Source organism: Acinetobacter sp. 1125_18A, from assembly GCF_052824985.1.
On sequence record NZ_VTDG01000002.1, the window covers coordinates 357,085 to 381,914 of the forward strand.

Consider the following 24,830-nt stretch of genomic DNA (forward strand, 5'->3'; position numbering starts at 1 on the left):
TCAACTTAAAAACCATAATAAATATAAGGAATAATTTAAAATCAACCGCGATCAATAAAACTAGGCTTTATGATTTAGAACATCCAACAAAACACTGACATGATTTCGCCCTTGATTTTTGGCCGCCGTTAATAAGGTTATAGGACCTTGTGCTATAAGTTTCCGCAGCTCTTCTAATTGTACTGTAACCTGTGATAATTCAACGCGATAACGTTGTTGAAACTCATCCCAACGGTTTTCGCTATCCTCGTGATACCATTTTCTGAGTTCATTGGACGGGGTAATTTCTTTCGGCCATAAGTCAATCTTAGCATCATCTTTTTTAATACCACGTGGCCACAAACGATCAACCAAAATTCGTTGACCATCTGTTTCTGAAACCGCATCATAAATTCGTTTGCTATAAATCGTCATTGTTATTCCGAACCGAAGTTATTCTAAAATTATTTCAAATGATGAGAAATATGGTTGTGTAAAGTGACAATGTGGGAATAAAAACACATTGTCCCCCATCACAGCTTAGCCTGCAAACATAGGCGAGGCTTGGTGCTTACTCAGGCAATCAATGATTGAATTGTATTGCCCGTTTAATGGATGATAGATGAATGATATAAATACCAAAGCAGATCTATAGCGATAGTTTATAGGTCACTCACGCGAGTTTATTGATCTGGAATTGTTGGATTGACCAAGAGACCAAGTAATTGCAAAGACTCTTGCCATCCCAAATAACAAGCCTCAACAGGAATCAGTTTAGGAATACCTGACTGGGTAATATTGACTTCCGTTCCGACAAGCACACCTTTTATTTCAATGATTACTTCAATTTCGCCAGCGAGTTCAGGATTATCAAATCGATCAAAATATCGTATGCGTTGGTTGGGAATCAGCTCTGCATAAGTTCCACCAAATGAATGGATTGTACCTGTAGAGAAATTGGTAAATGACATTCGATAAGAACCACCAACCGTTGCATCCATTTGATGAAGTTTTGCTGTAAAACCATGTGGAGGCATCCACTTTACAATTGCATCTGGGTCTAAGAAAGCTTTATAGACTCGCTCTGGTGGTGCACTAAAAACGCGATGCAACTTTACCGTATTACTCATACTCATATCCTTGACTATTATTGTTGTTGAAAATCAAGTTTAGCGCTGTACAAAGCTTTCATTTGTATGGTTTGAGTAGTCTGAAACTTAAAAAAAAGCATATCAACAAGGATATGCTTTTAAAACAATATGCGTCGTCTAAAGACCATTATTCTTCATCGTCTTCATCATCAAATATATAGGTTGTACATCCCCAACCATCATATTCACCTTCAAACTGCTCAGCAATTTTACTAAACCATTGCTCTAAATCAACAACATCTTCGTAGTCTGGAATCAGATGAACATAAACCGTAATCACCCATTCATTAGGCTGCACTTCTTCATCCAAATACAGCGAAATTTTTTGCTCTTCGTGTAAAAGATAGATTGCACATTTTTCAGCAAGTTCTTGTGTTTTAAAATACACAGAAAACTCGATTTCATGTACCTCTTCTAAATCATCACCATCTTCGTGCATTTGCCAAAGTAGATTACCATTATCATCTTCTGGGAATTTTTCAAAATCACGAGTCATGGCCAAGCCCTCTTTTAAGGTTATAAATATTATGACTTTTACAATAGCAAAGTTTTATGACAGTTTTAAAATATTGCCTATTCGCACACAAATTACTACTTTTATTTGGCATCAATTTGTAATAAAAATTGAATTAATTCTATGATTAGGGTCTGTTGTTGATCAATATTCATTGATGATTAAACCAATAATGAAAGGTGCATGATGCCAAACTTTAACCCACAACAACGACAAGAAATTCTGTTACTGATTCAACAAGGTCGTAAAGTTGAAGCAGTTAAATGGGTCAAAGACCATTCAGATTTAGGCTTAAAAGAAGCCAAGGATTATGTAGAAAATCTGACAGAAAACGCATACAACTTCGCATTTGCAGATACAGCTCAAAGTGATAATTCCCGTGATATACACTTGCAAATTCCTCAACAAGACATCCTTTCCCTAATCCAACAAAATCGTAAAATTGAAGCGATTAAACTGGTCATGGAAAATTCAAACCTTGGGCTAAAAGATGCCAAAGACTTTGTAGAACAGCTCACTGAAAATCCCAATTTAGCAATCAATCAGTTTCAGTTCGATGATGATTTTTATGACAGTCAGCATCCTCGCTATAAGACAATTCAGTCAAATTTTGAAACTGGTGAAATCTATGTGTTATATCAAGATCATCAAAAAGTGTTGATTGATGAACATCATCCTGACTGGGATGAAATTATGCGTCATTTTACACAAGGTGAAACATATGATTCGGCTGCTGCCTATATTGCTGCGATGAAAGCCAAAGCACGTGATAGTGCTGTCAATTCGACACATAATGTTCAACCAATTCCCCGCCCATCCAGCGCAACAACCCAACCTGTCGGTATTGAAGATCAAACCAAGAAAAAAGGCTTAGCTATTTTTATGCTTGTTGTGATTGTGATTGTTGCTGTGATTGCCCATCAATTTTTTATCAAGCAATAAGATGCAACACCGCGATAAAATTTAACACGGCAATAAAATTGAATATGCAATACAGGATGATTAATAAAGTTTAAAACAGTCAAAAGAAAGCCATTCAACTAAACGCTATTGTTCTCATCATTTAAATTATTCGAGATGCGTATGTACCAATTGAATCAAACACAATTACAAACATTGCTTGATCTGCTTGAACACCATCAAACAGAACAGGCTGAACAATTCCTTATTGCACACCTTCAGCTAGATCCAACCGCAGCAAAAAATTTAGTCCGCATCCTGCATGAATCACCAGATGCGCTTCAGGCTTTTAAAGCAAACCCTCAAATTTTATCGGGAGAAATGCCGAATATAAAAAATGAAAGCAAATCTTTTGAATTCAACTTTTCATCTAGTACGGTGAAAATGACCAATCAGGATGGTAAGACCATTGAAATCAATGATCAACATCCCGACTGGCAAGAGATCAAAAAACAATTCCAAATCGATTTGACTCAACCAGATGCTTTATCCAAATTTGCCGAAAACTTTATGCAAGGACAGACGCAAAATACCTCATCACAAGCAAAGTCTTCATCTTATGATTCAACAAGCCCTACTCACGCTTCGGTTCAAACCTCAGGGGTGGAAGACTTGAGTCATCAGAATAAGTCCAGCAGCATGCTGTTATTGATTGGGTTTCTTGTTTTGATTGGGATTGCAGCCTTTTACTATTTTAAAACATGATTGATCAGTATGAAATTTAACTCAGCTCAATAATATCAATGGTTGGTGGTACTCTAAACCGAAAAGGTACACCCACCATACCGGTACCGACACTGACAAATACATCGGCATTTTCATGCTGATACAAGCCTCGTTTATGACCAAGGATAGAAACTTTTTTCATCACATAACTGGTCAACCACGGCAATTCAACTTGCCCGCCATGTGTATGCCCTGACAGCATCAACGGACGTGTAGGCAACTGTGGCACCATATCTACCGTATCAGGGTTATGTGACAAAATTAACCACGGCTTGTCTTGAGGTAAATCGGGCATATAACGCATATCCGCCTTGCCTGCCCATAAATCCCCGACACCGATTAAGCGAAAATCATCAAATTCAACAATTTTACCTTCAATATCCATCACGTTATTGGCCTCTAAGGCACTGGCCAATAAGGCTTGAATCGGTGGTCCTGGATATTGCTCATCATGATTACCATTTACTGAATAAACCGGAGCTTCGATCTGTTTTAAAATCGCCAGTTCTTCAACCAATTTATTTTCAGGTTCATAGGTCCAATCCCCTGCAACCACGACAAAATCGGGTTGAGCCAAATTAATTTTTTTGACAATTGTTTTAAGCTGACGCTCATGTCCAGAAAACAGACCAATGTGTAAATCAGCAAGCAACGCAACTTTAATCGGTTGAGTGAAGGTTTTCTCCTGCCCCAACGAATATTGTATATGCTGAACATGAACTCGATGTGGTTCAATAAAGCGTGCATAAATCAGCAATGCACTAAGCAAGAAAATAAAAATACTTTCATGTAATGAGAATTTTCCGATATAACCTGCATAAATGCTAAAAAATAACAACGGAATTAATAAATAAGACAGGTAGAATGCCAGTAAATGGACGAAAGACTTAAAAGGATGGATCGTTTCAGTTCTAGATTGACTTAACCAGGCTTGGCTTATTCCCCATACCGCAAGCACAATGAAGCAGAGATAAAAAATTGATGTAACAGTTAGGGTTGGAAACATATTCAATCTCGCAAGTCGCGTGTACTTGTCATCTCTTTATTTATCTTTTGAAAAGGCTACATTGGCATTTCATAAATGGATTGCATTTCGGCAAACATCGACGAATTGTCAATATATCCTCAGGCAATTATACTCTAGCTCTGAGAAATCTTAGAAAATATTATGCAAAGAACGATCAATCGTAATACCCAATTACAGCAAAAAGCTCACAATCACCATGCTTCAAAATGCTGGGTGATGATCGGTTCTTGCCTATTACTCAGCCTTTCTGCCTGTTCAACCCTACCTCGACAAGAAAATATTAAACCCGAATATGCCTACGATATAGACACCAAAGACACCCCTTTGGCACAAATTATTTCTCCATTAAAAGCACAAAACCCTGAATTAACCGGTTATCACGTTCTTTATGATCCGCTGGAAGCAATCGCAGCACGCATCAACTTGATTGAAAAAGCACAAAAAACTTTAGATTTGCAATATTACATTTGGGACAATGACAAAATTGGCTCATTGGCTTTATACAAAATTATTGAAGCCGCAGATCGCGGTGTTAAAGTTCGTTTACTGATTGATGATAATAATGCCAAACAAATGGAAGGGGTTTATCTCGCCTTAGATCAACACCCAAACATAGAAGTAAAACTATTTAACCCTTACCGTTTTAGAAGTATTCGCCCCATAGACATGGTACTGGATTTAAAACGTATCAACCGTCGCATGCATAACAAGACCTTTACTGCTGACAATCAAATTTCATTAATTGGCGGACGTAATATGAGTAATCAATATTATAACGTCAGTGACAATTACCAATTTTCAGATGTAGATGTCATGCTGGTGGGGCAAGCGGTAGATGATATTACCCATTCCTTTGATGAATACTGGAATCATAGCTATGCTTATCCGGTGAGAAATATTGTCAATCACAGTACCTACACCTTACGTTATGACAGCCTAAAAGAACAATTAACCCACCATTACCAAGAAATTACGGTTCAAAATTATTTGAATTTAAGTAATCGCACCCATGCTTTTGATCAGTGGCTCAATCAGAATATTCAACTGGATTGGGTCAAAGCAGAGGTGGTCAAAGATGCTCCTGATAAAATTCAGGCCAAGGCCAAAAAAGAACAGCATCTTAACTTCCAAATGGTGAAGCGCTTAGATATCCCGACTCAAAATGTCGATCTGATTTCTGCTTATTTTGTTCCGCAAAAAAAAGGGGCAAAGAAACTGGTTGAGTTGGCAGATGAGGGCGTTAAAGTACGTGTCCTGACCAACTCATTTAAAGCCAATGATGTCGCGTTGGTGCATGCATTTTATGCAAAATATCGAGATAATTTATTAAAAAATGGTGTCGAGCTTTATGAGTTTCTGCCTGCCGTTTCTGAAGAGAATCTCTATGCCAATTCAGAAGAAATCTCAAAGAAAGCCAAAGTTAGCTTAAAAGGCTTAAGCCGTTCTAGCTTGCATGCCAAACTGATGGCTGTAGATAATAAACAAGTGTTTATTGGCTCATTTAATTTCGACCCACGTTCAGCCAACTTAAATACTGAGATTGGGGTCATTATCAATAGTCCACCGTTGGCGATTGCCGTACATAAAACTATGGACGATAATTTAAAAAAATATGCTTATAAGCTGGTTTTAGATTCACAGAATAAAATCAACTGGCTCAAAGAAACGCCTCAAGGCATTGTCACTTTAAGAAAAGAGCCAAAAATGAAGTGGTGGCAAAAAGCAGGAATTAAGGTGATTTCTTGGTTGCCGATTGAGGGCTTTATGTAAGCTGATCATTTTGCCTTAAATGATCATCATCTCATGTGGTAAATGATGCACGCTTAAAAGATCATACTCATTTACCACAGAGACATAGCTAGTTTCGCTTCTACTTAAAATAATCTAAAAGCTTTTGATCCTTAGCAAAGCCTAGCCTTGCAAAACTTCTTTCTGTAGATCTTCCAAACCTTTTTGCATCATCACTTGCACTTGTTGCGTCAGACTTTCAACCGTATGCCCTTCTGTTGCAATCGCCGGAAAGGTTTTGAGATGCGCCACAACCTTTGGCATTTCCAGCACAGCTTGGACATGTTCGACAAATGTGGTTTCGCCAATAAAAGGCACCACGGTATCTAATTGCCCATGTTGATTTACATAGCAAATCACACATACTTGTACGGGTTTCTTGGCTTCGATTGCCGCACCTAAGATCCGACCATGTACTTTTTTAACTTTTGAACCATCAGTGGTCGTTGCTTCAGGGAAAAACAACACTGGAATATCTTTACTTAAGAACTCAGCGATTTGCTCTCGAATACGCACCGAATCCCCTGAACCACGTTTAATAAATAAGGTTCCACCACCTTTAGCCAAATTGCCAAAAACTGGCCATTTTTCAATTTCAGCTTTCGCTAAAAAGAATACCCGTGCCCCTGAACCTAAAACAGCAATATCCAACCATGAAATATGATTACTCACCCACAATGCTGGTTCACGCGGAATATCGCCATGTACACGCACGTCGACATTAAATACTTCACTTAAACGGCGACAAAAATACTGCACATAACGGGTATTTTTAGGATTATTCGGATCTTTATAGAGTTGATGGCGGTAAACCAGATAAAAGCCTTCTGCAACAGCAGATGTTCCTGATACCAGTTTTTTACTGTACAAAAAGACTTTAGATAAAGCACTTAATTTCGATGATTTTGACTTTTTGATTGCTTGTTGTTGAGTCATAGATATTCACTAAACAAAATGTATGTCATATTAAACTGACACTATTGTATACATATCTAAATCAACTTGCATTCATCATAAAGACAACAACATTGATTTACTGTGCGAAATGAATAGCCAAATCACCTCAACGCTAAATTGTAGCAAAATTTGCGCTCCATCAAGCAGCTATACATTTTTACTAAATTTTAACTCCCCCGTTAAAACAACAGGAAAACCCAAATTAAGATTTCACCATAAATTCATATATTTATAATTTTATTGCAATACTTTGCATACGGCTTAGGATTTCACACGGAATATCCTTTAGAATGATTTTTCTAATCTAATGTCTGAGTTTTACAATCTGTGGAATACTTTGATCAAAATCAAGGTGGTGAAAAAACCATTTTAGTCAGTGTGAATGTTCAAATCTTAGAAGATCTTGATGCAGAAGAATTTCGATTACTGGCTAAATCTGCGGGCGCGGATATATTAGAGCATTTAAGCGTACAACGGATTAAACCCGATCCTAAGTTCTTTATTGGTTCAGGTAAAGCAGAAGAAATTGCTGAACAAGTTGAGGCAGATGAAGTGGAGTTGGTTATTTTCGACCAAGCGCTTTCACCCGCTCAGGAACGTAATTTAGAACGTATTTTAAAATGTCGTGTGATTGACCGTACGGGTTTGATTCTTGATATTTTTGCGCAGCGTGCCCGTACCCATGAAGGTAAGCTGCAAGTTGAATTGGCTCAGTTGGATCATCTTTCATCACGTTTAGTCCGCAGTCGTAGCAATCTAGACAGTCAGAAAGGCGGTATTGGTCTACGTGGACCCGGTGAAACCTTACTTGAAACAGATCGACGTCTATTACGCATCCGTATGGAACAGCTCAAAGATCGTCTGGAAAAAGTCAGAAAAACACGTATTCAAGGTCGTGCTGCTCGCCAAAAAGCCAATATCCCAACCGTGTCTTTGGTCGGTTATACCAATGCAGGCAAATCAACACTTTTTAATATTTTGGCAAATAGTGATGTTTATGCAGCGGATCAATTATTTGCCACACTCGATCCAACCTTACGCCGTTTAGATTGGGATGGTATTGGCACGCTTGTTCTTGCAGACACTGTTGGTTTTGTGCGCAATCTCGCTCATTCTTTAGTCGAATCCTTTAAGGCAACTTTGGAAGAAACTTTAGAAGCCTCTTTACTGTTACATATCATCGATTCGAGTAGTCCAGATGTCATGGAACAGATTGATGCTGTAGAAACGGTGTTAAATGAAATTGGCGCAGATGTTCCGATATTAAGAGTTTATAACAAGATCGATCAAAGCGGCGAAGAAGCCAAAATCATTTATGCCAAACCGCACCAACCTGAACGTGTTTATGTTTCAGCCCATACACAACAAGGTTTAGACTTGTTACGTAAAGCGGTCCATGAATGTTTGATGGGCCAAATTCAACGTTTTGAACTGCAATTAAAACCCGCTTATGGCAAGTTAAAAAATCAACTTTACGATCTTAATGTCATCGAATCTGAGCATTATGATGATGAAGGCAACTTACAATTGGTGGTTGCCATGGCACCACAAAAACTGGAACAGCTCATCAATCAGGCACATTTACCCCTCGTTGAAATCCTTGGAAATAAGGCAGAACAATTTAAAAGGCCGTTAGAAGAGTTTGAAATAAAGCGCTAAATCGGTTAAAACGTGAAAGATCAATTTTTATAAATAAACACACATGGATCAGTTAAAAGGTATCGATTGGCAAGCATGGATCTTCACAATAGGACTTATCATCTTCTTTCGTGAAGCTTCTGTGTTGGTGATGTCACAATTTAATCATCCTGAATTGGGCAATTTAACAGGTCTACTCAGCCTACTGTTTGTGTTGGTTTTATGGCGTAGATTCAAAAAAATCCCTGCCCGTCTGGTCGATACCAATAATAAATTAATGAGAGAAAGTGGCTTTGCCTTCCTACCGATATGTGCGGGTTCATTAATCATGCTGGTCAGTATGGGAAAAGAGATCCCCTTATTTCTGGTTGTGATGTTTGTCAGCACACTAATTCCACTCTGGATTTATGCAAAAATGGCGAAGAAGTGGCTATAGGAGGCTGATATGTTAAGTGTACTCACTGGGTTTTTAATCACGCTAATTGCCTATTTGGCAGCGAAACCAATTAATAAACGCTTTCCTCAAATTCCGCTTCTGGTCATTGGCATGTTTTTTGTGATTGGAATTTTAATGATCTTTAAAATTCCTTATGAAAAATACAATACTGATATGAATGGTCTATTTAGCCACCTACTCGGTTATGTCACTGTGGCCTTGGCTATTCCATTAGCGGCAATGCGTTATGATGATTTACCACTGAAATCTGTTGTGGGGATCTTGGTGTTTGCCAGTATCAGTGCTGTCGCATTACCCATGAGCTTGGCTTATTTACTGCATATGTCGGAACCGACCATTATGGCCTTTGCTACACGTGCCGTGACTACGCCAATTGCAATCAATATTGCAACTTTATTGCACTCACCAGTCACATTGGTGATTTTGATCGTCATTTTATCGGGCGTGATTGGGGCCGCATTTTCATCGATTATTTTACGCAATATTAATGATGAACGCGCGTCTGGCTTGGCTTTAGGACTGGCTGCACATGCCATCGGAACGGCCCAAGCTTGGCAACGTGGCGCGGTTGCAGGTCGTTATGCAGCCTTTGGAATGGCAGTAAATGCGGTGTTCACAGCCATCTGGTTGCCAACCTTCATACTTTTTATAAAATAAATGTGATTTATTTTACTTTTCACATGATTGCCTAGAGTAATTATTCAGCTTAAGATGAACTATTCTTTCCCCCATTTTGATAAGGAATCAATAAATGAGGTTTAATAAGTTCATCTTAGGGACATTATTTTCTGTTTTAAGCTGTAGCAGTATGGCAAAAGATATCACTGGTACTTGGAAAAATATCGATGATAAAACTGGCTCATCTAAAGCTGTGCTTGAAATACGCAAAGAAGCCAATGGCACATATACCGGTAAAATCATCAAAATTACCCCACGTCCTGGTTATACCCCAAAAGAAACCTGTATAGACTGTCCAGCGCCTTATACCAATAAACCCATTTTAGGTATGGATGTTCTTAAAAATCTCAAACAAACCAGTGAAGAAGATTATGTCGGTGGAAAGATTATTGACCCACTTACAGGTAAAATTTACTCCATGAAAGCCAAACTCAACTCAAACGGTAATCGCTTGATGTTAAGAGGTTATGTGGGGGTGTCTGCACTTGGTCGTAGTCAAACTTGGATTCGTGAATAAGGTTTTATTCACTAATCACAACATTTAAACTTAAAAGAAAATAGGTATGCTTATGAAAAAAGGAATTTTCAGTTGTATGCTACTGGGAATGATCAGCTGGACACATGCAGCTGACATCACTGGCACATGGCGCACTGTTGATGATAAAACAGGTTATGTTCGTGCACATATTCAAATCGAGAAACTAAAAGATGATACTTATGTCGGGAAAATCATTAAAGATTTTCCTGCACCCGGTGAAACCGCTTTAACACAATGTCGCAATTGCCCCGCACCCTTTACCAATAAACCAATTATTGGCTTAACCATTTTACAAAAGTTAAAAGCTGATCCAAATAACCCAAACAACTATATTGGTGGTGAAGTTCTGGATCCTCGTGGAGGAAAAATTTATCACGGTAAAGCCCGCTTAAATGCGAGTGGAAACCGCCTAACCTTACGTGGCTATCTTGGTATTTCTCTGATTGGTCGAAGTCAGACATGGATTCGACAAGAATAATTTGCTTTTTAATTGATAGACAAACCCGCCATTTAAAAGATTAAAATCATTGAAAATGGCACATTAACACTGTGCTTGAATCTCGTGACATTATCCAAAATAAAAGCCACATGTTGTGGCTTTTATTCATCTCAAAAAACAGGATTATCGACACTAAAAAGTTTTTGATCTTCTAGTCGATAAGCCAGCAGTTGATGCCCCCAGACACAGCCACCATCTACATTTTGGATTTGCGCATTGATACGCTCACCTTGCAACGCTGCCCAATGTCCAAAAACGATTTGATGAGTTTTTGCTGTCTGTGATTCAAATTTAAACCATGGCTGAAAACCGACTGGCATCGGCTCATCTAAAGCATCTTTAAAGCTAAACTCTAAACGACCTTGTGCATCTGTCAGCCGCATACGGGTTAAATAGTTAGTAATACAGCGTAAGCGAGCATGACCTTGTAAATCATCACCCCATAAATCTGGTTCAGTGCCATACATCTCTTTCAGAAATGAATCCAGTACAGCAAAGTCATCATGCGCTAAGACTGCTTGCACTTCTTTGGCCAACGCGGCAGTCTTTTCCGCATCCCAAATATTCGGGATACCCGCATGGGTCAAAATCGTCTTTTCATTGGGAAATAAACACAAAGGCTGTTTACGCAACCAATCAACCAATTCATCACTTTCTAAAGCATGAATGACATCATCAATATGGTCTTTTTCTTTGAGCTTTTTGATCCCACGTGCAACCGCCAGCAGATTTAAATCATGATTGCCAAGGACTGTCGCAGCATTGCCTTGTTCGCATAATTTTTTGATAAAGCGTAATGCACCCACTGAATTTTCACCACGTGCGATTAAATCGCCCGCAAACCAAATAAAATCTTGATCAGCATCGAACTGGATTTCTTTGAGTAGTGCTTTCAGTGCTTCAAAACACCCTTGTACATCACCAATCACATAATTATATCTGACTTTTTCCAGCGCCATTTAAGCCACCATTTGGTCAGATAATGCAACAAACTGAGCCAATGTTAAGGTTTCTGGGCGTGCCATTGGATCTACACCAGCATTTTCAAAACCATCTTCAACCAACATACCTTTTAAGCTATTACGTAATGTTTTTCGGCGTTGGGTAAACACATGCGATACCAAACGAGCCAAGGCTTTTTCACTTTTAGCAACAATTGGTTTAGTCGCATAAGGCTCTAAACGAAATACCGCAGATGTTACTTTTGGTGGTGGATTGAATGATCCCGGTGGTACTTCAAACAAGAACGTAGGTTTACAAAAGTATTGAATCATCACCGACAAACGCCCATATTCTTTGGTGTTTGGAGATGCGGTAATACGATCAACCACTTCTTTTTGCAACATAAAATGCATGTCTTTGACTTTGTCACCAAATTCCAAGAGATGGAAAAGCAAAGGTGTTGAAATATTATAAGGTAGGTTTCCGACCACACGTAAAGGACGACCTTCCTGAAATAATTCAGTAAAATCATATTTTAACGCATCAGTTTCAATGATGGTGAGGCGTTCAGGATGTGGTACTCGACCTGGCAAGCCTGCTGCCAAGTCACGATCCAGTTCTAGCACTGTCAAAGCATCACATTCACCATTTAAAGGTGAAGTTAAAGCGGCTAAACCCGGTCCAATTTCAACAATATTTTCCCCTAATCGTGGGGCAACAGAACGAACAATTTTGGCAATCACACGTTGGTCATGTAAGAAGTTTTGTCCAAAACGCTTACGCGTATGATGCCCTTCATCTTTAGGGTTTAGGGCATTAATTTGATACATAAAATTCTCCACATTGATTGATGACCACTATTGCGTATTCGACTCTAACTTGCTTAGGCTATTAAAGATTTCATCAGATTTAGTTAAATTTTCCCTTGTTGCTTGATATATAGCAACTAAGGTATCTCGTTTTTTAAGCAGGTCGAGTGCCTCATGATGTTCTAAGATCTTCGCATAATCTTCTTGAATAGATTGTAAGCTCTGACGCATCTCTGCATCTTTAACACGTTCAATACCTAATTCAGCATTACCTTTAAGCTGTGCTTGAAGATAAGTATCAAATGTATCAAGGTCAGACCAAAAATCCTCGATATTATAGACAACGTTTTCATCACCTTCTGATATTTTCTTCATTGAACGTGCAAAACGATCAGCAATAGAAGCTTGATTTTTCGAGATGATGGCTTGAGCTGAGGGATAATTTGCTCGAATCATTTGATCCGTTAACAGATTGTATTCAGCTTGAATATCAAGAATAGTGTCTTGAATGATGATATTGAGGTCTTGTATGGCAATTATACTACTTTTATGCTTTACCAAAAGATCAATATTAGCATTGATTGCTTCTCCGTCTTTAAGCATTTTATCCATGCCACTATGATTCGCATATTTTTTATGCACCATTGCCAATGCTTGATTAAATTTTTCTTGGCTGTTCTTTAAATTATCTACAGTGAGTGAACCAGCATATTGCACAACATCTTGTGACTGTCTTGGAATTTGCAGTGACAAAACCCGTAAATCACATACACTGTGATCTATTGCAAGGTTCGAGCAAGCAGATAGCATAGAGGCGATCAATACAGCCGCTATGCTACTTTTTATGCAACGCTTCATGGATTGTGGTTTTATATGGTTGTTCTTATGCTTAATGATTGTCATTACTCATTTTCCATTTGTTTGAAATTTAAATAATTATTATTCAATAAAGTTAATTCGAGCGAGCGAGATCAAGCGCTAAATCAACAGCGACATGCAAACTTGAACTTTTTGCAAGGCCTGTGCCGGCAAGGGAGAGCGCAGTACCATGATCAACTGAGGTACGAATAAAAGGTAACCCTAAAGTAATATTGATGGCTTCACCAAATCCCTGCGATTTTAACACAGGTAAACCTTGATCGTGATACATCGCCAAAACAGCATCAGTATCTTTTAAATGATCCACAGTAAATAAGGTATCAGCAGGCATACTTAAACTCATGTCTATGCCTTGGACTCGATAACTTTCAAGCACTGGATTGATCGTATCAATTTCTTCATGACCTAAGTAGCCACCCTCTCCAGCATGCGGGTTTAAACCACACACTAAAATACGCGGATGATTAATTTTAAATTTTGTTTTTAAATCATGAATAAGAATATCAATTACCTGATGGAGACGCTGTTTGGTAATGGCATCTGCAACATCCCGCAATGGTAAATGTGTGGTCACTAAAGCGACTCTTAAGGTTTTTGTTGCAAGCATCATGACCACACGTTCCACGCCTGCAAACTCTTGGTAATATTCCGTATGACCGCTGAAGTGGATCCCTGCGTCATTGATAATTGACTTTTGTACTGGCGCTGTAGCAACACCAACACTGAGGCCTTGCATGGCATAGTATGCAGTACGGCGTAATTGTTCGATCACATATGCAGAGTTTTGCGAGTTTAACGTCCCTAAAGCAACATCCACGGCTAAAGGAACATGTTCCACATAGAGCTGACCTTGAGCCAAACACTCCGTCTGCCCTTGATACTCAATAAGCTGAACGCTTTTGTTTAAAATTTTGGCACGATCCCTCAACATATTGATATCAGCCAATACAACAACTGGACGATCATCAATACGATCTGCCAAATCTAAACAAATATCTGGGCCAATGCCAGCAGGCTCACCACTGGTTATATATAAAGGAAGCATCTAGAACTCTTTTAACAGACCTTGCATAGACAGTATACATCGGTTCTAAATTATCATTTCCAATTCAAGTTCATTTTTATATCGAATATAACGGAAACATGTAAAAAATAAACCAAAAACAATTTCTCAAGAAAACTATGCGACTCAATTATAAAAATTAACGGATTGAATATCACATCGTAAACAGAATGCTTAGAGCTGACTTTTAGACGCTGGCCGAGTTTCTGGTTGAGCTTGCTCTTGATCAACTTTAGTGAAATCAAACATCGATTCAACGTCTTTCCCACACTTGGCTGGATCAATATGTTGATCAAAGATTATTCTGACTCGATGGTCTGGTTCAACTTTCCCATAGACCGTATATTCCCCACTTCGGCTTTTATCGTCATCATCCTCCCATTGCACGACAGTATCGACTTCTTCACCAATAGGGATGTGTTGCGTTTGAATGAGTAATCCAATCGCTTGGCAAGGATATGCAGATTGAATTTCTTCACTAAAATCGACAGTCATCCATTTCGCATCCAAGATCGTATCTAATTCTCCTCGCTGTTGTTTTCTTGCTGCTTTTTCTTCTTCGGTTTTTCCTACTTGTTTTATTTTTTCATTTTCCCATGTTTTTCCATTTTCTAGTACTTTCTTTGAATTCATTTGATTGAACTGGGCTTTCTTTAATTGGCTTGGCTTTAACTGGTTTGGCTTTAAAGAAAACGGTATATGTATTTGATTTTTTTGAGTTTGATTTTTTTGAACAAGTTTGCTTTCAACGGTTTTAGACGGCATCGCCTTCTCATTTGATACTGTAATAAAATCATGAAATGCTTCTGGCTCACACAAATCAAAAACAACTCTTGCGATACCATCTGCACCTACTGTCCCCCTTAATTTATATTCGTCTCCATTGTCATTTTCTGGATCATATAGCGTAAGTGGAATCGTTGAGCCTGCAACGATATCTTTTGTGGTCGCTTGAATACCGAAAGGCTGGCAATTGATAGCCACACCGCCTTTTAATTCTTTTGAAAAATCTTCCGTCATCCATTGAACTGCGATAAGCCGATCTCCAAGATCAGCTTTACTTTGATAATGTACTGGAACACTGGGATAAAGTTTCGGTAAAGATAATGCCTGATCCTGCAAATCCGCTTGAGCAAAACTCAGGTTTAAGTTACCTATACCCAATAGCAGTAGAACGAATTTTATTGAATTTATTATTTTCATTTTTGCCTGACTTATTTTCTGTATATCACCTTAATTATTCATGAATCCCGTCACAATTCCAATATAAATCAGAAAACCTTACTACATTTTATCCAAACTAAGCTTTGCTTTTGGGTACATTTGTCCATATAATGATGCGCTTGAAATTCAATATTTCAATTGCGACTCTAACTCTTTTCAGATAGAATTCGCACTCCTTTTTGTTTGGACAGATTCCATAGTCCAAACCAACTATAATAGGTAGTGGTTTAATGAAAACTCTCAGCGCTAAGCCAGCTGAAGTTCAACACGACTGGTATGTTGTTGATGCTTCTGGCAAAACTTTAGGTCGCCTTGCGACTGAAATCGCTCGTCGTTTACGCGGTAAACACAAAACTTCTTATACGCCTCACGTTGACACTGGTGACTACATCGTTGTGATCAATGCTGAACAAGTACAAGTGACTGGTAAAAAATCACTTGATAAGAAATACTATCGCCACACTGGTTTCCCTGGTGGTATTCGTGAAACTAATTTCGAAAAATTAGTTGCTCACAAACCAGAAGAAATCTTCGAACGTGCTGTAAAAGGCATGTTGCCAAAAGGTCCTCTTGGTTACGCGATGATCAAGAAAATGAAAGTGTACGCTGGTACTGAGCATCCTCATACTGCTCAACAGCCACAAGTTTTGGACATCTAAGGGATACAGCACATGGCTACTAACTATGGTACAGGTCGCCGTAAGACCGCAACTGCACGTGTTTTCCTATCAGCTGGTACTGGTAAACTCGTAATCAACAACCGCACTCTTGAACAGTATTTCGGTCGTGAAACTGCTCGTATGGTTGTTCGTCAACCACTTGAGCTTTTAGAAGTTACTGAAAAATTTGACCTTTACATCACTGTTGCTGGTGGTGGTATCGGTGGTCAAGCAGGCGCTATCCGTCACGGTATTACTCGTGCATTGATCGCTTCTGATGAGACTTTAAAACCTGCTCTTCGTCAAGCTGGTTTCGTTACTCGTGATGCTCGTGAAGTTGAACGTAAGAAACTTGGTTTACGTAAAGCTCGTAAACGTCCTCAATTCTCTAAACGTTAATTCGTTTACCGAATCGGACAAAAAACCTCGGCATTTGCCGAGGTTTTTTTATGGGGTAACTATTCGAAGTTATTTTGTTTTATCTCGTTTAGAACAGTCCATGACAGCGTCAGAAATCCCATCGGCAGCTTTTGATTCTGTAATCGTACAACCATTTTCCTGATAAGTTCGAGTTTCCTTAGAGAACTTATGATCTTTCGGAATCGGTGCATTACATGGCTTATCGGTCTTTACATTGACCATTTTGACAGGTCCATCATTATAGATCGTCACCTTACAACCTTTTACGACATATTCTTGTTTGATCCCACCATACATTTCATCTTCAGAAGCAGCAGACGCAACATCACAGGCCTCATCTGCACTACATAAGGCCCCTGCTCCAGCCACTTCCGCTCCAGCGGCTTCGATTGCTTCAGCAGCAGCCTCTTGTACTTGAGCATCTACAGATTGCTTCTTTGCATATGTATTTGAAATACTCATCATCAACAGCAATGCCAAAGCTAATTTACTGTGCTTATTTATTAAATTCATAGGTTTATCCTTATTTTCTATCTACTTGATAGCAATACCCACCATAAGCTTATTAAAGTTAAGATGATTTTATTGTCTATTTTTAGTATTCTATTCTATTCACTTCACTTAGTTTTTGGAATATGCCTGTCGAAAATGCACCTCAACAAGGGATTACGTTGTATAGCCACGAGGATGACTTTCGTTCACATTGGATTAGATTTCTTCTTGCAGAAAAACAAATTAAACACACCTTAATCATTGTCGAAGAAGATGATGAAGATTTAGCCAGTTTAAATCCATATAATCAACTACCTATGCTGATTGAAAATGATTTAAAGCTGTTTAATACCAGTATTATTTCTGAATACTTAGATGACCGTTATCGACAAAATAAACTCTATGCGGATGCCCCAGCACCACGCGCAGAGCAAAGACAGTATATTTGGCGCTTTGAACAAGATTGGCTTAAACTTGCAGACATTATGCTACGCCACCCAGACACACTTAATGAAGCTGCAAAAAAGAATGCACAAAAACAATTAAAAGATACTTTGGTATCCCTTACCCCACTTTTTCAACATTATCCTTATTTTATGTCTGAAAACTTTACAATTTTAGATTGCATGTTAGCGCCAATTTTCATACGGTTAAAACATATGGGAATTGAATTACCGAAACAGCAATCTCGTCCAATTTTATTATATTGCCAACGGATTTTTAGCCGCCCTGCTTTTTTAAAGTCGATGACTTTTAAAGAGAAAAACAGATATAGTGAATTTTTGGCAAAATTCTAGATCGCAAATCAATAGAGTATTTTTTAATGTCTGAACAAGAATTGAACTTAACCCCAACTCGACCATACCTTGCACGCGCAATATATGAATGGATTTGCGACAACAATTTAACGCCATACTTACTTGTTGACGCAACCAAACCCTATACCGATGTACCACAACAATTTGTACAAGATGGGCAAATTGTATTGAACATCGCACCACATTCTGTGCATATGTTAAATATGACCAATGAAGCAATTACCTTCTCTGCTCGATTTAGTGGTGCATCTAAAGATATCTATGTGCCTATAAATGCAGTATTAGGCTTGTATGCACGCGAAAATGGACAAGGATTATTCTTTGATCCTGATGAATATGCCAATGTGCAAATAGATGAAGATGTTTTAGAATCAAATACTAGTGAAGAAGTAGAAACTAAAACTGAGGCACCAAAGAAAAAACCAAGTTTAAGAATTTTAGAATAGAACAAGGAGAACTGAATGGCTTTTGATCTCGTACAATACTTTGCTGAGCAGATAAAGATTCAAAAGCCTCAGCTATTATCTCAATTAGAGCCTGCTCAACGTATAGCACATATTGAAGAACTCAATGCTTTAACGTTGGGTAAACTCATTACGCTATGGCGTAAAGATGATGATGCGTTGTATCAAGAAATTCTTTCGCAAGATCAGTTATACAGCCAAGAAATTTCTCGACACCTCACCACCTCTACTCAGAATAAATCCAGTTTAGATAAATCTATACTTGAACCAGCAACAACTGAAATTCTTGAACTACAGCTTGCTGAATTAAAGCAGCTGGAAACAGCAGGAAGTTTAGGTAAGCGAGGTCTTCGAGAATTGGTGATTGGGCAAATTGAGCACCTCTCAGGTCAGGCGAAAGATTGGGTTTGGTCAACAAACGAACTAACCGAACTGATTGGCTCTCAACCTGTGCCTGAAGAAGAGATATCATTAGATGAAACGATGAAGGAGTTTAATCAAATGGTCAATGTTCAAAAAGCAGATCTTCATACAGATCACCAAGAAGTTGTAGTAACCGAAACGGCAAATCCTACTTGGGCTAAAATTGCAGAACCTGTGGTGGCACTTGTGGTTTTGTATATTCTTTTTGAAGCAGCGACGAAGCTTTTTGCTTAATTTAGTCTGATAATCAAAAATTATAAAAAGCGATCGAAATGATCGCTTTTTTTCATGTAAAAAATACTTAAGTAATTTTAATCATTTCACGTGATTAAAATCACAGTAATAATATTATAAATGATAAAATATGCACAATCATAATAAACATTCAAATTACTATTAAGTTAAGCTTTTATTGATAAAAATAACTAAGCAATTTATTTAACTTTAAGATAGATTTTTTATAATAACTAATGTTAATTTAAAGCCATGAAACTCTCTAAACGTTAAGAAAAATTAACAGTTTACACAGGAGGATAATAATGCAAGAAATATACTGATTAAATGCCAAGCAATTAAACATTAAAAAAATGATTTTACTGGAAAAAGAACAAATCTAGCGTTAACTTAAACTAACTACGACCGTTAAAAAACAGTTTACACTTTAATTTTTTAATATTAGATAAGTGATATTATGAACAATCAATGTATCAATATCGCAATTTCAGGCTTAGGTTTAACCACCTCTGACGATCTTAAAATAAGACTTAGAAAAATTTTACCAACCAACATTGGTATAAATTGGACAAGTGTTTCAGATCAAAATATAAATTGTATTTTGATCAATGAGCAGTTTTTTGAAAATAATAATATCCAGAATATTATCCAAAATAAAAATATTCCTTATTTAAAAATTTCAAAACATAGTGAACATAAAGAAAGTGCTGAAGATAATTTACTCTGCATCCCGATTTATGACGAATTTACACTGAAAAACTGGGTCAATATCAAATTACTGCATAAGACTGAAACAGAACAATCTGAACTTAGCCAAACTCCAGATGATGAAGCTGATGATCAACTTGAAATCAAAGAAATTGATTTTTTTGCAGCGCTTTTCCATCACGACAGCCGCAAAGTTATTTTAAATGATCATCTCGGCACGATTGCGATTATCGACCATCATGCGCATCTGGCATGGCTAGAAGCCACCCGTGAAGAATACCAAACAGATCGCTCGATACACTACACCGCGGCAGTCACTGCGGACTTTATAAAAGTCTCTCGTAAACGACAATTCAATTTAGAAAATTGGTTATTTAACCTGATTTGGAAAAATCCCAATTTAATTACCGTACCTGCAGCTGATAAATATTATCGCCTCAAATTTTGGGTTCAACCCAATGAGCTGGATAAGAAATTACTGTTACAACTAAGTGCATGTTTTATTTCTGGGGCTGAGATTCAACACGTCTCAGACAAACTCAACATTCCAGTCACAACCGTGCAGCACTTTGTTGCTGCGAATTTAGCCATCCATAACGCTGAACTGATTTCAGCAAAAGAAAGCCTATTTGATAAAACATCAAGTGATACTGAGCAAACGGAAGAAAAAGGAATTTTAAAAAGCTTTTTTAACAAATTAAAAAGTCGATTTAAATTTTAAGGGATAAATACACGATGATTATTCAGAAGTATAAAATTGTTTTTGCAGGTTCAATGGGGGCAGGTAAAACTGAAGCGATTAAATCATTATCAGAAGTACCTGTATTAGCAACTGAAGCATTTAACACCGATGATCGTAGCCATAAAAAACTAAACACAACCGTGGGAATCGATTATGGCGAAGTAACCCTTGATGATGGCAGTAAAGTTGGGCTGTATGGCACACCAGGACAAGGTCGCTTTGACTTTATGTGGGGTGTGATATGCAAAGGCGCGATTGGTACGATTTTGTTGATTGATCATAGCTTAGCAACACCCTTAGATGAACTTGAATATTACCTCAATATTTTTAAACAGTATGGTGAAAACATTGTGATTGGAGTCACCCATATCGATGATGATATGAATAAGCCAACGCACCAATACCGTCAATGGTTGATGGAACGCGATCTAAATTTACCTGTGTTTTTTATTGATGCACGCAAGAAAGCCGATGTGTTATTGCTCTTAGAAACCTTGTTCACCACATTAGAAGTAAAATATTTATAGGCTATTGATATGTATCCGCTTACTGTAAACGTATTCGGATACTCAAAAGTCACTATATTTAAACCAGTTAATTATTCATATAAGTGATATCTATCAAGTCATTGATAAGAAATTAAGCTTATGTTTTATATTAACTTTTAGGGAATTTTGGTTATCAATTGATTTTTTGTACTTTGAATCCTAGATGGTTATCCTACCGCGGGGCGACATTGATGTCGCCGTTGGGCGGGGGTACAGGACGTACCCCTCGCCCAACTAAAGATTTTTGTCACTTTTCATCTCTGAAAAGTGAGGCATCGCCTACGCAAAGGGATTTAAACGTTGAATTTAAGGTATGGCATTGCAAGATTTTTTAATTAAACAATTGATTTTTTACATATAATTAATTTAATTAACAATATTAATTAATAAAAATTATATTCTTGTGTATGCGTTTTTTGACAGGTTAACTATATTTAAAGCCGTTATTTAAGCAATGGAGAAATAAAACCGAATCCACTTGATAGCATAAAGGAATAAAATCTTTAGCCTTATTACTGTTTGTAAGGCTACTGTTTATAAGATTGCATGAATTGTTGTTTGTGACTTCCCTTGTGCTTTAGACTGATACATCAATAGATCTGCCTGATGCGTTGCATCATCAACATCGTCAGGTAATTCATTGTAAATACGGATCCCCATACTAAAATCAATACCGAATTTTTGCTTTAAGCCACTAAATAAGAAACTATTTCTAAGTCGTTTTGCGTAGTCCTCGATTCCTTTTAAATCAGTATCTTGTAAGATCACTACAAATTCATCACCGCCCATACGAGCAACCACATCAGAATGGCGTGTCGCAGCTTGCAATACATGAGCGAACTCGACTAAAACATCATCACCGTTGCTATGTCCATAGGTATCATTTACCGCTTTAAAGCCATCTAAATCTATAATAGCGACAGCTAAGGTATGTTCTTTTTTGCAATATCGCTTTTTTAGTGCCTGATACTCTAAATTAAAGGCACGAGTATTATTCAGCGATGTCAGAGAATCTTTCATTGCCATTAAGGTCATTTCATTCAAATTATTTTTTATTCTCAACAATAAAAAAGCCACAACACTAAAGAAGCCAAGCCTTACACAAGCATTCCAGAAAGGGATAATCGAATTTGTATACTGGTGCCCTGCACTATAGTCAGCATATAACCAAGTAATCCCCGATAAAATAACAGCAATCATCGCGATATGCTTGTTGTCATACCACGCAGCAATAGAAACAGGAATCAGATAAAACACTGCAAATGAGTATTCATAGCCAGTCGCCAGATCAATTGCACCTAAAATGATGATGATAAAAAGCAAACTAATACGACGTACAACCATCGAACTCATCAACAGATAGGTCTCCAATTGTTTAATCATTTAGACATCATTCCTTGACCAATAGCAGTAAGCTTTTAAAACAGCTTGAATATAAAAAACCAAAAACAACAACACCACGAAACCGAACTAAAGCTATGTTTTAATTAATTTTAATAATAAAATTCAGACTTCATTAGTCACTTATAGTTAAAATATTCAATAAAGTAAAGTTTTGAGTACGATGATTTTTAGCTTCTTATAGATAATTTCTTAATTACTTTGTAGCTAGGTTAATTAGATCAAATAAAAGGAATTGTACAGTATAATTTTTATCGAATTTTTCAGGATGAGCGGGAAAACAACTCTGGTTTACTTCAACTATTAAAACTTTGTAAGTTTTAATCCTATTGCCTATAAACTTTTGATTTATAGCGTCCTAAGCCGAATCGAGACCTTGTGGGTAAGTACTACACTCACTTTGTACGTAACTGGTAGCAATCTACTCTTTTCGATCCCTTACATCCTTGAGATAAATATTAACGAAATCGGCTCGGGATTATTTTCCTAAGATAGATTAATTTTTTTATTTTTTAGGAAAATTTTCCTTCGAAAGTCACTTAATAAAGAAAATTTTCCAAGAAAGTATATTTAATGATTTTTTATTGCATGAATTCTAAAAAAAATGCAAATTTAATTTATAAATTTGCATTTTAGTCACTCTATTTCAATTGGCACATGCTTTAATCTGCTGAGTTAAGACGCATCTTTTAGTGAAGTTGCTTTACTGTCACGCAAGATATCTTCTAAGCTTTTGGTATCCTGATTTAAAAATGCGGTTAAACTCGCTTTTACCTGTTCAAGCGTACTGTGTTTGATTGCAAATACTTCTTTATTTTTCCGCGTCATCAAGCCAAATAATTCGCGTTGTGGGAAAATCAATTTTATATTGCTTTCTATCTTAAATTCAAAATCTTCACTTTTCGCATAAGCATTTAATGTAATTTTTAAAAATGCTTCTGATGCTGAGCTGAACACTGTAAAAATAGTATTTCGACCATCCAGTTGTAATTGTAAAACACGTTGACGGCGCCAGCTGATACTTTCAAATTTCGCCAATATCTCAGCAATATCTAAATCGCTCTCATGCTCCATCTCACGCTCATCTGTGTGATTAGGATACTGAATTTGAATTTCAAAATTGTTCATTATTTTATAACGCATACCTTTAAAATCTATTTGTAGTGTAACAATACTCATTGAAATTAATAGCAATTAAAACCAAATTTTTATAAATTAGTCATTGATTTTAAAGTTTAAATTGTATAATCGCTCACTATATTTAACCTTTATATGTACTAAGTGTATTTTATCCATTGGTCAAATAATCAAGCCCGTTTATTACTTTTTTTACAGATCAATAAGGAAGCTCACGCTTCCTTATTTTTTTATAGAAGATGCGACCTCTAGTCGTTATGCCAAACGATGCTCTTGCAGCATTTTTTTATGCATTAATTGTCGATATTGTTCTGTCATCTCTTCGATTTGACCATTTAGGAATAAGCTGAGCTGTTCTGAAACTTGCGATTGGTTTAAGTTTTTATACACCACATCATATTTCTTTTTACGCGTTAAAAGCCCCAGAAATTCTTTACTTTCAACAACCAGTTGGATATTGCTATCGATCTGAAAAACAGGGTCTGCTTTACTCGAGTGTGTATTTAACTGAATATGTAAATAAAGTTCTGTCTCCGTGTCCTGTACAGCAAAGGAAATATCAGAATTTTCAACTTGTCCCTGTATCAGGAATAAACGACGCCAATTGATCGCATAAAATTTTGCACGAATTTGCTCAATGTCCTCTGCCTCAAATGACACGATATCTTGCGCAGGCAAATTGATCTCGACCTCGAACTTTCTCATTGTTCTCACCTATCCATGTGATGTTTATATTATGAGCTATTAATAGCATTTATATCTTTTTTTTAAAACAAATATTTACGTTAAATCATTAAAATTTATTACTTTTTATCAAATACACATCACAAAAATCAGATTATTTATTAATGAATTTTTTATTAATTTTTCTATTTTTATATCAAACAGTAAAAAGTATCAGCATACTTTTAATCCCCAAGGTATTTTTAAAACGATGAGTCAGCATAAGCTTTCA

General features: G+C 37.2%; 28 protein-coding genes and 1 pseudogene. 15 read left to right on the top strand and 14 right to left on the bottom strand.

Annotated features, from left to right (window positions below; translation table 11 throughout):
* Positions 1-60: 60 nt before the first annotated feature.
* The 3 genes from FY049_RS04545 to FY049_RS04555 all read right to left on the bottom strand — a co-directional run bounded on the left by FY049_RS04545 (position 61) and on the right by FY049_RS04555 (position 1,626).
* Positions 61-414 (bottom strand): DUF488 domain-containing protein, encoded by a 354-nt coding sequence (locus FY049_RS04545; RefSeq protein WP_004722913.1) that lies wholly within the window; start codon positions 412-414, stop codon positions 61-63.
* Positions 415-662: 248 nt separating this feature from the next.
* A complete protein-coding gene (locus tag FY049_RS04550; RefSeq protein ID WP_446083256.1) occupies positions 663-1,109 on the bottom strand; it encodes an SRPBCC family protein in 447 nt (148 codons plus the stop codon).
* Positions 1,110-1,257: 148 nt separating this feature from the next.
* Entirely contained in the window at positions 1,258-1,626 is a 369-nt protein-coding gene (locus FY049_RS04555; protein WP_004722917.1) for a ribonuclease E inhibitor RraB, read from the bottom strand.
* A 201-nt stretch (positions 1,627-1,827) separates the two neighbouring features.
* Between FY049_RS04555 and FY049_RS04560 the strand changes: the two genes are divergently transcribed.
* Positions 1,828-2,586 carry a ribosomal protein L7/L12 gene (locus FY049_RS04560; RefSeq protein WP_446083257.1) on the top strand — a complete coding sequence of 253 codons (759 nt, stop codon included), beginning with the start codon at positions 1,828-1,830 and terminating at the stop codon, positions 2,584-2,586.
* Positions 2,587-2,727: 141 nt separating this feature from the next.
* Entirely contained in the window at positions 2,728-3,309 is a 582-nt protein-coding gene (locus FY049_RS04565; protein WP_056514736.1) for a hypothetical protein, read from the top strand.
* Between the two features lie 16 nt (positions 3,310-3,325).
* On the opposite strand, the gene FY049_RS04570 is transcribed toward FY049_RS04565, so the two are convergent.
* Positions 3,326-4,336, bottom strand: a complete 1,011-nt coding sequence (locus FY049_RS04570) for a metallophosphoesterase (RefSeq protein WP_270382644.1) — start codon at positions 4,334-4,336, stop codon at positions 3,326-3,328.
* Between the two features lie 162 nt (positions 4,337-4,498).
* On the opposite strand from FY049_RS04570, the gene FY049_RS04575 reads away from it, so the two are divergent.
* A complete protein-coding gene (locus FY049_RS04575) occupies positions 4,499-6,127 on the top strand; it encodes a phospholipase D family protein (protein ID WP_327858162.1) in 1,629 nt (542 codons plus the stop codon).
* 141 nt (positions 6,128-6,268) lie between these two features.
* On the opposite strand, the gene FY049_RS04580 is transcribed toward FY049_RS04575, so the two are convergent.
* On the bottom strand, positions 6,269-7,081 hold the full coding sequence (locus FY049_RS04580; protein ID WP_096733262.1) for a lysophospholipid acyltransferase family protein: 813 nt from the start codon (positions 7,079-7,081) through the stop codon (positions 6,269-6,271).
* A 348-nt stretch (positions 7,082-7,429) separates the two neighbouring features.
* Between FY049_RS04580 and hflX the strand changes: the two genes are divergently transcribed.
* The 5 genes from hflX to FY049_RS04605 all read left to right on the top strand — a co-directional run bounded on the left by hflX (position 7,430) and on the right by FY049_RS04605 (position 10,891).
* Positions 7,430-8,761, top strand: a complete 1,332-nt coding sequence (gene hflX / locus FY049_RS04585) for a ribosome rescue GTPase HflX (protein ID WP_056514746.1) — start codon at positions 7,430-7,432, stop codon at positions 8,759-8,761.
* Between the two features lie 43 nt (positions 8,762-8,804).
* Complete coding sequence (locus FY049_RS04590) at positions 8,805-9,176, top strand: hypothetical protein (RefSeq protein ID WP_034610058.1); 372 nt, start codon at positions 8,805-8,807, stop codon at positions 9,174-9,176.
* A 9-nt stretch (positions 9,177-9,185) separates the two neighbouring features.
* A complete protein-coding gene (locus tag FY049_RS04595) occupies positions 9,186-9,854 on the top strand; it encodes an LrgB family protein (protein ID WP_004722933.1) in 669 nt (222 codons plus the stop codon).
* 94 nt (positions 9,855-9,948) lie between these two features.
* On the top strand, positions 9,949-10,392 hold the full coding sequence (locus FY049_RS04600) for a DUF2147 domain-containing protein (RefSeq protein WP_004819221.1): 444 nt from the start codon (positions 9,949-9,951) through the stop codon (positions 10,390-10,392).
* A gap of 52 nt (positions 10,393-10,444) precedes the next feature.
* A complete protein-coding gene (locus FY049_RS04605; protein ID WP_056514750.1) occupies positions 10,445-10,891 on the top strand; it encodes a DUF2147 domain-containing protein in 447 nt (148 codons plus the stop codon).
* A 131-nt stretch (positions 10,892-11,022) separates the two neighbouring features.
* On the opposite strand, the gene FY049_RS04610 is transcribed toward FY049_RS04605, so the two are convergent.
* From FY049_RS04610 to FY049_RS04630, 5 genes are all read right to left on the bottom strand, one after another.
* Entirely contained in the window at positions 11,023-11,871 is an 849-nt protein-coding gene (locus FY049_RS04610; RefSeq protein ID WP_056514753.1) for a symmetrical bis(5'-nucleosyl)-tetraphosphatase, read from the bottom strand.
* Positions 11,872-12,684 (bottom strand): 16S rRNA (adenine(1518)-N(6)/adenine(1519)-N(6))-dimethyltransferase RsmA, encoded by an 813-nt coding sequence (gene rsmA, locus FY049_RS04615; protein WP_446083258.1) that lies wholly within the window; start codon positions 12,682-12,684, stop codon positions 11,872-11,874. It abuts the gene before it with no gap.
* Between the two features lie 27 nt (positions 12,685-12,711).
* The gene (locus FY049_RS04620) at positions 12,712-13,566 is read right to left on the bottom strand and encodes a pilus assembly protein PilJ (protein WP_335955055.1); all 855 of its coding nucleotides are present in this window, start codon (positions 13,564-13,566) and stop codon (positions 12,712-12,714) included.
* A 49-nt stretch (positions 13,567-13,615) separates the two neighbouring features.
* Positions 13,616-14,587, bottom strand: a complete 972-nt coding sequence (gene pdxA, locus FY049_RS04625; RefSeq protein ID WP_166783186.1) for a 4-hydroxythreonine-4-phosphate dehydrogenase PdxA — start codon at positions 14,585-14,587, stop codon at positions 13,616-13,618.
* Positions 14,588-14,779: 192 nt separating this feature from the next.
* Entirely contained in the window at positions 14,780-15,808 is a 1,029-nt protein-coding gene (locus FY049_RS04630; protein WP_335955056.1) for a hypothetical protein, read from the bottom strand.
* A gap of 251 nt (positions 15,809-16,059) precedes the next feature.
* Here FY049_RS04630 and rplM point away from each other — a divergent pair, with 251 nt between their 5' ends.
* Positions 16,060-16,488 carry a 50S ribosomal protein L13 gene (gene rplM, locus FY049_RS04635; RefSeq protein ID WP_004722943.1) on the top strand — a complete coding sequence of 143 codons (429 nt, stop codon included), beginning with the start codon at positions 16,060-16,062 and terminating at the stop codon, positions 16,486-16,488.
* Positions 16,489-16,500: 12 nt separating this feature from the next.
* Positions 16,501-16,887, top strand: a complete 387-nt coding sequence (gene rpsI, locus FY049_RS04640) for a 30S ribosomal protein S9 (protein ID WP_004647927.1) — start codon at positions 16,501-16,503, stop codon at positions 16,885-16,887.
* A 177-nt stretch (positions 16,888-17,064) separates the two neighbouring features.
* On the opposite strand, the pseudogene FY049_RS04645 reads toward rpsI, so the two are convergent.
* Positions 17,065-17,373, bottom strand: a pseudogene (locus FY049_RS04645) (hypothetical protein); the annotation flags it as partial.
* Between the two features lie 170 nt (positions 17,374-17,543).
* On the opposite strand from FY049_RS04645, the gene FY049_RS04650 reads away from it, so the two are divergent.
* From FY049_RS04650 to FY049_RS04670, 5 genes are all read left to right on the top strand, one after another.
* Positions 17,544-18,197, top strand: a complete 654-nt coding sequence (locus tag FY049_RS04650; protein ID WP_004722947.1) for a glutathione S-transferase N-terminal domain-containing protein — start codon at positions 17,544-17,546, stop codon at positions 18,195-18,197.
* A 26-nt stretch (positions 18,198-18,223) separates the two neighbouring features.
* Positions 18,224-18,664 (top strand): ClpXP protease specificity-enhancing factor, encoded by a 441-nt coding sequence (locus tag FY049_RS04655; RefSeq protein WP_004722950.1) that lies wholly within the window; start codon positions 18,224-18,226, stop codon positions 18,662-18,664.
* A 15-nt stretch (positions 18,665-18,679) separates the two neighbouring features.
* The gene (locus FY049_RS04660) at positions 18,680-19,339 is read left to right on the top strand and encodes a hypothetical protein (RefSeq protein ID WP_056514768.1); all 660 of its coding nucleotides are present in this window, start codon (positions 18,680-18,682) and stop codon (positions 19,337-19,339) included.
* Positions 19,340-19,796: 457 nt separating this feature from the next.
* Positions 19,797-20,768, top strand: coding sequence for a hypothetical protein (locus FY049_RS04665; RefSeq protein ID WP_056514772.1), 972 nt, complete (start codon positions 19,797-19,799; stop codon positions 20,766-20,768).
* Positions 20,769-20,782: 14 nt separating this feature from the next.
* Positions 20,783-21,316 (top strand): GTP-binding protein, encoded by a 534-nt coding sequence (locus FY049_RS04670; protein WP_446083259.1) that lies wholly within the window; start codon positions 20,783-20,785, stop codon positions 21,314-21,316.
* A gap of 555 nt (positions 21,317-21,871) precedes the next feature.
* On the opposite strand, the gene FY049_RS04675 is transcribed toward FY049_RS04670, so the two are convergent.
* From FY049_RS04675 to FY049_RS04685, 3 genes are all read right to left on the bottom strand, one after another.
* Positions 21,872-22,720: a GGDEF domain-containing protein gene (locus FY049_RS04675; protein WP_446083260.1), complete on the bottom strand. Its 849-nt coding sequence runs from the start codon at positions 22,718-22,720 to the stop codon at positions 21,872-21,874.
* Positions 22,721-23,413: 693 nt separating this feature from the next.
* A complete protein-coding gene (locus FY049_RS04680; protein ID WP_056515302.1) occupies positions 23,414-23,881 on the bottom strand; it encodes a hypothetical protein in 468 nt (155 codons plus the stop codon).
* Between the two features lie 249 nt (positions 23,882-24,130).
* On the bottom strand, positions 24,131-24,580 hold the full coding sequence (locus tag FY049_RS04685; protein WP_004722963.1) for a hypothetical protein: 450 nt from the start codon (positions 24,578-24,580) through the stop codon (positions 24,131-24,133).
* Positions 24,581-24,830: the final 250 nt, after the last annotated feature.

Excerpts from the sequence above, each read along its gene's own strand:
- FY049_RS04545 (WP_004722913.1), bottom strand. The coding sequence starts at position 414 with ATGACGATTTATAGCAAACGAATTTATGATGCGGTTTCAGAAACAGAT.
- FY049_RS04550 (WP_446083256.1), bottom strand. The coding sequence starts at position 1,109 with ATGAGTAATACGGTAAAGTTGCATCGCGTTTTTAGTGCACCACCAGAG.
- FY049_RS04555 (WP_004722917.1), bottom strand. The coding sequence starts at position 1,626 with ATGACTCGTGATTTTGAAAAATTCCCAGAAGATGATAATGGTAATCTA.
- FY049_RS04560 (WP_446083257.1), top strand. The coding sequence starts at position 1,828 with ATGATGCCAAACTTTAACCCACAACAACGACAAGAAATTCTGTTACTG.
- FY049_RS04565 (WP_056514736.1), top strand. The coding sequence starts at position 2,728 with ATGTACCAATTGAATCAAACACAATTACAAACATTGCTTGATCTGCTT.
- FY049_RS04570 (WP_270382644.1), bottom strand. The coding sequence starts at position 4,336 with ATGTTTCCAACCCTAACTGTTACATCAATTTTTTATCTCTGCTTCATT.
- FY049_RS04575 (WP_327858162.1), top strand. The coding sequence starts at position 4,499 with ATGCAAAGAACGATCAATCGTAATACCCAATTACAGCAAAAAGCTCAC.
- FY049_RS04580 (WP_096733262.1), bottom strand. The coding sequence starts at position 7,081 with ATGACTCAACAACAAGCAATCAAAAAGTCAAAATCATCGAAATTAAGT.
- FY049_RS04590 (WP_034610058.1), top strand. The coding sequence starts at position 8,805 with ATGGATCAGTTAAAAGGTATCGATTGGCAAGCATGGATCTTCACAATA.
- FY049_RS04595 (WP_004722933.1), top strand. The coding sequence starts at position 9,186 with ATGTTAAGTGTACTCACTGGGTTTTTAATCACGCTAATTGCCTATTTG.
- FY049_RS04600 (WP_004819221.1), top strand. The coding sequence starts at position 9,949 with ATGAGGTTTAATAAGTTCATCTTAGGGACATTATTTTCTGTTTTAAGC.
- FY049_RS04605 (WP_056514750.1), top strand. The coding sequence starts at position 10,445 with ATGAAAAAAGGAATTTTCAGTTGTATGCTACTGGGAATGATCAGCTGG.
- FY049_RS04610 (WP_056514753.1), bottom strand. The coding sequence starts at position 11,871 with ATGGCGCTGGAAAAAGTCAGATATAATTATGTGATTGGTGATGTACAA.
- rsmA (WP_446083258.1), bottom strand. The coding sequence starts at position 12,684 with ATGTATCAAATTAATGCCCTAAACCCTAAAGATGAAGGGCATCATACG.
- FY049_RS04620 (WP_335955055.1), bottom strand. The coding sequence starts at position 13,566 with ATGACAATCATTAAGCATAAGAACAACCATATAAAACCACAATCCATG.
- pdxA (WP_166783186.1), bottom strand. The coding sequence starts at position 14,587 with ATGCTTCCTTTATATATAACCAGTGGTGAGCCTGCTGGCATTGGCCCA.
- FY049_RS04630 (WP_335955056.1), bottom strand. The coding sequence starts at position 15,808 with ATGAAAATAATAAATTCAATAAAATTCGTTCTACTGCTATTGGGTATA.
- rplM (WP_004722943.1), top strand. The coding sequence starts at position 16,060 with ATGAAAACTCTCAGCGCTAAGCCAGCTGAAGTTCAACACGACTGGTAT.
- rpsI (WP_004647927.1), top strand. The coding sequence starts at position 16,501 with ATGGCTACTAACTATGGTACAGGTCGCCGTAAGACCGCAACTGCACGT.
- FY049_RS04650 (WP_004722947.1), top strand. The coding sequence starts at position 17,544 with ATGCCTGTCGAAAATGCACCTCAACAAGGGATTACGTTGTATAGCCAC.
- FY049_RS04655 (WP_004722950.1), top strand. The coding sequence starts at position 18,224 with ATGTCTGAACAAGAATTGAACTTAACCCCAACTCGACCATACCTTGCA.
- FY049_RS04660 (WP_056514768.1), top strand. The coding sequence starts at position 18,680 with ATGGCTTTTGATCTCGTACAATACTTTGCTGAGCAGATAAAGATTCAA.
- FY049_RS04665 (WP_056514772.1), top strand. The coding sequence starts at position 19,797 with ATGAACAATCAATGTATCAATATCGCAATTTCAGGCTTAGGTTTAACC.
- FY049_RS04670 (WP_446083259.1), top strand. The coding sequence starts at position 20,783 with ATGATTATTCAGAAGTATAAAATTGTTTTTGCAGGTTCAATGGGGGCA.
- FY049_RS04675 (WP_446083260.1), bottom strand. The coding sequence starts at position 22,720 with ATGATTAAACAATTGGAGACCTATCTGTTGATGAGTTCGATGGTTGTA.
- FY049_RS04680 (WP_056515302.1), bottom strand. The coding sequence starts at position 23,881 with ATGCGTTATAAAATAATGAACAATTTTGAAATTCAAATTCAGTATCCT.
- FY049_RS04685 (WP_004722963.1), bottom strand. The coding sequence starts at position 24,580 with ATGAGAAAGTTCGAGGTCGAGATCAATTTGCCTGCGCAAGATATCGTG.